This is a genomic window from Anaerococcus sp. (genome assembly GCF_030825785.1).
Lineage (GTDB): Bacteria > Bacillota > Clostridia > Tissierellales > Peptoniphilaceae > Anaerococcus.
In genome coordinates this window covers 1-8,321 of sequence record NZ_JAPJPG010000054.1, presented here as the reverse complement: position 1 = coordinate 8,321, position 8,321 = coordinate 1, and the positions used below count along the sequence as shown (strand labels likewise).

9 protein-coding genes are annotated in these 8,321 nt (G+C 35.3%); 1 reads left to right on the top strand and 8 read right to left on the bottom strand.

Annotated features, from left to right (window positions below):
- Nucleotides 1-760: 760 nt before the first annotated feature.
- The 7 genes from hemW to lepB all read right to left on the bottom strand — a co-directional run bounded on the left by hemW (nt 761) and on the right by lepB (nt 6,933).
- Nucleotides 761-1,879, bottom strand: a complete 1,119-nt coding sequence (hemW, locus tag RCH56_RS06900; protein WP_306484243.1) for a radical SAM family heme chaperone HemW — start codon at nt 1,877-1,879, stop codon at nt 761-763.
- 7 nt (nt 1,880-1,886) lie between these two features.
- Nucleotides 1,887-2,735 carry a GNAT family N-acetyltransferase gene (locus tag RCH56_RS06895; RefSeq protein ID WP_306484242.1) on the bottom strand — a complete coding sequence of 283 codons (849 nt, stop codon included), beginning with the start codon at nt 2,733-2,735 and terminating at the stop codon, nt 1,887-1,889.
- Nucleotides 2,736-2,767: 32 nt separating this feature from the next.
- Entirely contained in the window at nt 2,768-3,055 is a 288-nt protein-coding gene (locus RCH56_RS06890) for an AraC family ligand binding domain-containing protein (protein WP_306484241.1), read from the bottom strand.
- A 9-nt stretch (nt 3,056-3,064) separates the two neighbouring features.
- On the bottom strand, nt 3,065-3,802 hold the full coding sequence (locus RCH56_RS06885; RefSeq protein WP_306484240.1) for a hypothetical protein: 738 nt from the start codon (nt 3,800-3,802) through the stop codon (nt 3,065-3,067).
- 66 nt (nt 3,803-3,868) lie between these two features.
- Entirely contained in the window at nt 3,869-4,441 is a 573-nt protein-coding gene (locus tag RCH56_RS06880; RefSeq protein WP_306484239.1) for a uracil-DNA glycosylase family protein, read from the bottom strand.
- 93 nt (nt 4,442-4,534) lie between these two features.
- Nucleotides 4,535-6,343, bottom strand: coding sequence for a translation elongation factor 4 (gene lepA / locus RCH56_RS06875; protein WP_306484238.1), 1,809 nt, complete (start codon nt 6,341-6,343; stop codon nt 4,535-4,537).
- Nucleotides 6,344-6,351: 8 nt separating this feature from the next.
- Nucleotides 6,352-6,933, bottom strand: a complete 582-nt coding sequence (lepB, locus tag RCH56_RS06870; RefSeq protein ID WP_306484237.1) for a signal peptidase I — start codon at nt 6,931-6,933, stop codon at nt 6,352-6,354.
- A gap of 149 nt (nt 6,934-7,082) precedes the next feature.
- On the opposite strand from lepB, the gene rpsT reads away from it, so the two are divergent.
- Nucleotides 7,083-7,349 (top strand): 30S ribosomal protein S20, encoded by a 267-nt coding sequence (gene rpsT / locus RCH56_RS06865; RefSeq protein WP_306484236.1) that lies wholly within the window; start codon nt 7,083-7,085, stop codon nt 7,347-7,349.
- Between the two features lie 61 nt (nt 7,350-7,410).
- Here the strand turns inward: rpsT and holA are convergent.
- The coding region (gene holA, locus RCH56_RS06860; RefSeq protein WP_306484235.1) for a DNA polymerase III subunit delta at nt 7,411-8,321 on the bottom strand (911 nt) is incomplete at its 5' end.

The following is an 8,321-nucleotide window of genomic DNA, read 5'->3' as shown; positions in this document are numbered from 1 at the left end:
AGGTGGTTTATTGTTTCGCTCTCTTTCGTTCGCTCAACTCACTTAAGTGAACAATCAAAACTACCAGCTTAGCTGGTAGTTTGCACAGCGCCTATAAGGCGCGAATACCGGCACGCCCCTATTGGGGCTGTCGAGTATTCTGTCACATGCACCACTATCCCAACTACTGCTTAAGCAGTTTTTTTATTTGTTCTTATTTACTGACTTTCCCGTAAACGGGTCATAGTATTCCTAAATACTTATTTGGTCAGTGTAACAATCTTTTTTTAATTGATTTTGTACATATTCCTTTATTTTATTTCCATTCAGTATTTTATAAACTATTCTTGTCCAAGTTTTAACCTCCTTATTTAATTTTGTATGTGACTATCACAATTACACCTTAAGTAGGTTTTCTTGGTGCTTTAAGCTAAAGATTAATCCCTCCTCCTGCATAGCAGGTGATTTATTGTTTCGATCTCTTTCGTTCGCTCAACTCACTAATCACAAATTGACAGGGAAAATACAAGCTCACCTAAAGCAAAGTAAAACACAATGCAATAATTAGAATAATTCTAGCGGAATACAAAAGTTTCAAAGACATAAAATAATATAGCCAACACAAAATAGGGGATATTATAAGCAACATCGCTAGAAAAATAACAGGATCCTAACACAGGATATTTATTTCAAGAAAAACTAGACAAAAATCCTTTTCTTAACGAGAACGAAATAAGAGAAATATCTATAATTTAATATAAATCTTATTGATTGTTAACAATTATATTATTTCTACAAAAAACTCATTGGAAAGGCTCATTCCCTTTTTGGTAAAATAGAAATTATCATCGATTTTATAAAAGTCCTGACCCTTGAATTTTTCTATAGCATCTTCATATTTAACTAAGAAATCACAAGCAAATTTTTCTCTAAACTCAGCTAGATTTATGCCCGCGCTTTCCCTAAGCTTAAAGATAATGTATTCTTTCTCTCTTTCATCTTTATCTATAAATTCCTCAAAAACAATAGGATACTCTCCTTCTCTAAGAGCCTTATCATATTTTACAAAGTTTCTCGTGTTGTTATATCTCTTATTAGACAAAAATCCCGAAGCTCCCAGGCCAAAGGCAATATAGTCATCTATATTCCAGTATTTCTTATTGTGAATTGACTCCTTGCCAGCTCTTGCGAAATTTGAAATCTCATATCTTTTAAGACCCAATTTATCTAATTCATCAACAAGATATGAAAAGATATCGACCTCAAGGTCTTCATCCATCAAGTCTAACTCTCCTTTTTTATCTAAAGCATAAAATCTAGATCCCTTATCTAAGATTAATGAATACCAGGAAATATGATCTGGAGTAAGGCTCTTTACCATTTCTAGGTCTCTTTTGACAGAATCGAAATCCTGGCCAGGTAGATTAAGCATAAGGTCAAAGGATAAATCAAAGCCAAAGCTTTTAATAAGCTTAATGTCTCTTATGGCTATTTCTTTATTGTGATTTCTACCAATATTTCTTAGCACCTTATCATCAAAGGACTGGACTCCTAGGGAAATCCTAGTCACACCCAGATTCTTATAGGCTTGTAATTTAGCTTCATCTATAGAATTAGGATTGCATTCTAGGCTAAATTCTTTGATATCTGTATCAAATTCCCTTACTTCTCCTATAATTTTCTCAATATATGAAGGATTAATATAAGAAGGGGTCCCACCACCTATATAGATTGTATCAATTGCAAGGTCCATATTCTCTCTATAGAGGTGGATTTCTTTTATTAAATTGTCGATGTATGTGTCAATCCAATTTTCGAGTCCCTCAAATGCTGCAAAGTCACAATAATAGCATTTTTTCTCACAAAAGGGAATGTGGATATAGCAACCAACTTTTTTCATAAACTTCCTATCTCAAATCACTTTCAACTACAATGATCTCACTGTCTCTAAGTCCTTTAAGCTCAATCTCGCAACTTCCTTCAATCCTAATAAGATCTCCTCCTGGGTAGGCCTTTGACTTATATTCGATTAAACCAATTCTTACAAAGATTAGAGTATTTGGGTATTTGGCCTTAATGATGGCCTCTCCTCCCAATTTTAAATCCTTGTGGTAGATAATTTGCTTATCGAATTTTTTAATTGCTTTGTTATCTTCCATCTCGCTAACTTCAGTTTCCTTATCCGTTTTGCTAGCTAAATAATTTTCAAAATCTTCCTTACTTAGGATATATTCATGAGTCACTTCCATGGTTCCCATATTAGTCTTTGTAAGATGAGAAGAATAATACTTGTAATTTAATTTCTCATGGAGCTTTTTGGATTTGAAATTTCCTCTGTAGAATCCTCCAACTAAAACATCTAGTCCGACTTCGTCGAATAGGTAGGAAATAAGGATCTCCAAGGCCTCTGTCATTATTCCTTGATTTTGAAAGTCTGTTGCTAAGACAAAACCAAGCTCTGCTGCCTTCTTGTCAGCTAGGTTTTCAAAAAATTCTCCATCATACTTATGGATTCCTATTGAACCTATAACCCTGCCGTCCATATCTATGGCTAGGATATTCTTATCCCTTATAAATGTATCTAGGATTTCTTCGCTTTCCTCCTTTGACTTATGGTGAAACCAACCTGCCGCCTCTCCAAGTCCAGGAGTCTTGGCGTAGTTATAGAAATCGTCTAGGTCAGTTTTCCTAAAGGCTCTAAGTTTTATCCTTTCGCCTTCAAGTATAAATTTATCTATATTAATATCAATATTCATAATTTCTCCTATGTAAAAAGGCGACTTTCGTCTTAAATCGCCGCCTTTATAACTAACAAGTCACTATCTTCTATTGCTTTAAGGGAGTGGACTTCATTTGGATCCATCCTGATTATATCGCCAGGAAGGATAAGGTCTTTCCCATCTTCTCCAGTGAATTCAACCTTGCCGTTATAAATAACAACTATAACAGTCTTGTCAGACTTATGACTTGGTATTTCTTCGCCAGATTTTATCTGTAGGTGGGTCACTTGTAGTTTTTCTTCATCGATTAGATGTTCAAACTTCCCATCCAAAATATTTGCACTTATCTTTTTCATAAATCCTCCTTACAAAAACTCATGATTGTTAGCCGCCATAAACATGGTAGCTCTTTTCTTATCATTTAGATCAATCATTATATCCTTATCGTCTACTCCAAGTTCTCTGAGGGTTACGATATTATCTAGGAGGAACTCATTGCTTCCTACTACATAGAAGATAGAATCCTTAGCTTCCATTTCTCTTAAGGTCTCAAAGAAGTTTGCCCTGGAGTCCACCCAAACTTGTCTAAATATCTTGTCATCTACTTTAGAAATCTCGGATTCAAATAGATGATTGTCCTTCCTTGCTACATTTATACTTAAAAGTTCTGGAATGCCACTTGGATCTTTCTTGAATTTATTGATCAAAGGTCTCATGGTAGTAAGGCCAATTCCCATAGATAAAAGGACTATAGGTCTATTTTCTCTTCTAAGCTTCATGTGACATCTGACCTTAAAGAATTCTAGATAATCTCCTACCTTCTTCTCTAAAAGCGCCTTCTTAAAGTCGGACTTTCTTATAGAAAACTTGGTCGTAAAATTTACTGTATCGTCATCTGTGAGGGTGTTGATGCTAAGGTGATGGACGAGCTTCTTATTAACCTCTCCTCCCTCATTAAAACCAGGGATTGCTAGATGAAAGCTCGATCCTTCCTCCCAAGTAAGGTCATCCGGCTTTTCTAGAGTATAGGTCTTAACATTCTTAAATTCATCTTTTATATCTAAAATCTTAACTTTATAAATCTTCTTATCTATATTTTCCATAAATTCTCCTTAATGATAATTACTATCAACATTATCACTATACCCAATTTTTCTAAGAATAATAATTTAGATAATTTCTCCAACAAGATTTCTAAGAGCAGGAATAACTTCTTTCTCAAAGAAAGGATTCTTGGTCATCCACCTGTTATTTAGGGGACTCGGATGAACTAGAGGGAAATATTTAGGAAGATAATCCTCAAAGGATTTTACAGTTTCAGTGAGATTTTTCTTAAAATTATCCTTTAGGTAAAACTTCTGCGAATAAGCTCCAATAAGGATCGTAAGTTTTATATCTCTAAGCTCGTCAAGTAAATAGGGATGGTATTCTTTCGCTATAAATCTTCTCGGAGCCTTATCTCCCGACTTACCCTTGCCCGGATAATAGAAATCCATAGGAATTATTGAAAAATCGCCTCCGTGGAGAGTTTTCATATCAATTCCAAGCCATTCTACTAGTCTTTCACCGCTCTTATCATTAAATAATATCCCTGTCTCTTCGACCTTTTTTCCTGGAGCTTGGCCTATTATTAAAATCTTAGAATCTTTATTTATTTGAAAAATTGGTTCAATACCTCTTTCGCTGTAGGTTTTGTTTCTTTCGTCTTTTTTTAACTTCTCTTTTATTTGACTTATATTCATAAAAACTCCTTAAAGAAAAAGCAACCTCTTGGATTGCTTTTTCTTTACTTATTTCTTGATAACTTAGTATTACTTTTAAACTTCATAAGCTTTCTATTCATCGTCTAATTTTAAGACGGCGAGGAAGGCATCTTGTGGGACTTCTACGTTTCCTAGCTGACGCATTCTCTTCTTACCTTCTTTTTGTTTTTCAAGAAGCTTTTTCTTTCTAGAAATATCACCGCCGTAGCATTTAGCTATAACGTCTTTCCTTAGAGCTCTTACAGTCTCTCTTGCTATGATCTTGCCACCAACAGCAGCCTGGATTGGAACTGCGAATTGTTGTCTTGGAATCTCTTCCTTAAGCTTTTCTACAATTCCACGTCCTCTAGTATAGGCGCTATCTCTGTGAACTATTAATGATAGGGCATCTACGGTCTTATCGTTGATTAGTATATCAAGCTTAACAAGGTCTGACTTATCATAGCCTATTAGCTCATAGTCTAAGGAAGCATAGCCCTTTGATCTTGATTTAAGGGAATCAAAGAAGTTATATATTACTTCATTTAGAGGAATCTTATATTTAATTGAAACCCTATTTTCATCTATATAGGTCATATCGATTAGCTCGCCCCTTCTAGATTGGGCAAGGTCCATTACCTGACCTATATATTCTTTAGGGGTGATTATCTCTGATCTTGTAATCGGCTCTTCTATATAGTCTATTTCTGTTGGGTCTGGGAAGTCGTTAGGGTTTTGTAGCTCTAACATCTCATCAGATCCCTTAAGTTTTACATCATAGATTACTGATGGGGCTGTCGCAATGATATCTAGGTCGTATTCTCTCTCTAACCTTTGGGTTATGATATCCATGTGAAGGAGACCAAGAAATCCTGCCCTAAGACCAACTCCCAAGGCTTGTGAGTTTTCTTGCTCAAAGACTAGGGCTGCATCATTTACTTGAAGTTTTTCTAGGGAATCACGTAGCTTGTCGAAGCTTTCTCCTTCTGCAGGATAAATTCCTGAGTATACCATAGGAAGAACTTCCTTGTAGCCAGATAGGGGCTTATCTGTAGGATTTGCTATGGTTGTGATAGTATCACCGACTCTAGCATCCTTTACTTCCTTGATGCTTGCTTCGATGAAACCTACATCACCACTCCTAAGCTCTTTGGTGGCTATCCTTTGCTTCATAGTGTAGCCTACGGTGTTTACCTCGTATTTTTTGCCTGTATTCATCATGACAATCTCATCACCAGGTCTTACAACACCTTCAAAGACTCTTACATAACATATTACCCCTACATAAGAATCATAGTAAGAATCGAAGATTAAGGCCTTAAGGGGCTTATCGTCATGGTCTTCTGGGGCTGGGACATTGGCAACTATATCTTCTAAGACATCTTCTATATTTAGTCCCGTCTTTGCAGATATCTCTGGTGCATTATCCGCATCGAGGCCAATCTCATTTTCTATTTCTCTTTTTACTTCGTCTGGCCTTGCTGATGGGAGGTCGATTTTATTAAGTACTGGCAAAATCTCTAGGTCTTGTTCTAGGGCAAGGTAAGTATTTGCAAGGGTCTGAGCCTCTACTCCCTGACTTGCATCAACAACAAGGATTGCTCCCTCACAGGCCTTAAGCGATCTTGACACTTCGTAATTAAAGTCGACATGGCCTGGTGTATCTATTAGGTTTAGCTCGTAAACTTCGCCATCATTAGCCTTGTAGTGGATTTTAATTGACTTTAATTTTATTGTTATTCCTCTCTCTTGCTCTAGTTCCATATCATCAAGCATTTGGTTAGACATCTCTCTTTGAGATAGGTTTTCGCTTTTTTCTATTAGCCTATCTGCAAGAGTACTCTTACCATGATCGATGTGGGCAATAATCGAGAAATTTCTAATATTTTCTTTCCTTTTCATATAGCTCCTTATTCTTCATCTGGGTATGGATTGTGATCTATAAGACCTGCCCTATTTATCGGATAAAATCTCACAAAGGCATGGCCTACAAGTCTATCTTTATAAATAGGTCCGAAGCTTCTAGAATCATTACTAGCTCCAGGAATCCTATTATCTCCCATAACAAAAAACTCATCAGCTCCCAAAGTCCATTCTGTAATTTCCGTTGAAGGATCTGTTTCTGGTATGGATGTGTAGTTTTCGTCAAGCTCTTTACCATTGACAAAAACTTTGCCATCAGAAAGCTTTATAGTATCTCCCTCTTCTCCTATAACTCTTTTGACATAGAGTCTATTAGGATGATCTGGGGCTTTGAGTATTACTATATCGCCTCTCTTAAAGTCTCTAAACCTACTTCCTATCTTATCTACTAGGAGAATATCCCCATCGTGGAGGGTATTTAGCATAGATTTACCTGAAACTTTAGTTGCATCAACGATAAACATCTTTACAAGTATGGTAATGATTAGGGCAATAGCTATAGTCTTGACCCAATCCCAAATTGCATAAAGTATGCTGTCGCTTTTAGATTTTTTATTATTTTCACTCATATTTACCTCTCATTTCTATTAAATTATATACTAAATTTCTTTTTCTTCCAAATTATTGAACAATTTTAAAAAAATCCTTGTTTAATATCCCAATTTATGGTAAAATGTATCAGTCGAACAAAAATGTTCGGGAAAGAGGTGAAAGTACAATGGCAAATATTAAATCTAGTAAAAAGAGAATTGACGTCGCTAGAAGAAACACTCTAAGAAACAAATCTAGAAAAAGCGAAATCAAAACACTAATCAAAAATTTTGATGCAGCTATCGAAGAAAAAGACGTTGAAAAAGCTACTGCTATCTTTAAGAAAGCTGACAAAAGATTAAAACAAGCTGAAGCTAAAAACGTAATGCACAAAAACAAAGTTGCAAGAACAACATCAAGATTAGCTAAGGCTCTAAATCAAGTAAATGCATAATAATAATGAGTGAATATCAGTATCGGATCCTCACATATGTCTACTGATAATCACTCATTTTTTATTTTATAATTTTTCCTATAAGAATTTTTAGTTCTAGGTCCATATCAAAGGCCCTGCTTTTCTGTCTAACTTCCATATCGAAGAGAGTATCGTGTAAGCTAAAAAGCTCTTCTAGGCTGAAGTTTCTAGCAAAACCCTTGACCTTTCTTAGCTCAAAGGGAGATATGCCCAAGGATTTTTGTATGAAGGAATCATTAAAGCCACGACTAGTTAAGGATTTAATTCCTATAAGGTTTCTCACCTGTCTTATAATCATATGATAGATCATAAAGAGATCTTCGCCGGATTTTCTCATAGTCTCAAAGACTTCAATCGACCTTTTTCCATCCTTACTTGATAGAGCATCGGTTAGGTTAAAGATATTAAGATTTAATATCTCATTAAGCTGATCTTTTACATCTTCTGGCCTTACTATCTCATCTGCCGAGTTTGCGATAATCTTATCTATAGTATTTGAAACATCATATAATTTAATCTCACTATCCTTATTTAGATAAGAGAACCTATTTATAATATCATCTATAAGTGATCTTTTAATCTTTTTGTTTGCTCTTGTAAACTTCTTTCCTATAAAAGATTTAAGTTCATTTTTGTCTAATCTTTCTATTTTGACAACTGAATCAGTTTTCGCTAGCTTCTTATAAAATTTCCCCTTGAAGGGAGGGTTGTCGGATATTATAAACATGCTAGCATATTCAGGAAATTCGTCCAGATCATTAGTCAAATTATCTGTTATGTCCTTGTGGTTTTTGATCCCCCCTTTGGATAGGTCTATGTTTCTTAAAATAATGATCTTCTTATCTTCCATTACGGGCAGGGTCTCTATTGAGTTTTTGATTACTTCATAATCCTCTCCTCCCTTTAAATCTATAAAGTTAAAGTCAGGGATACTTACCTGATTTCTCGCTT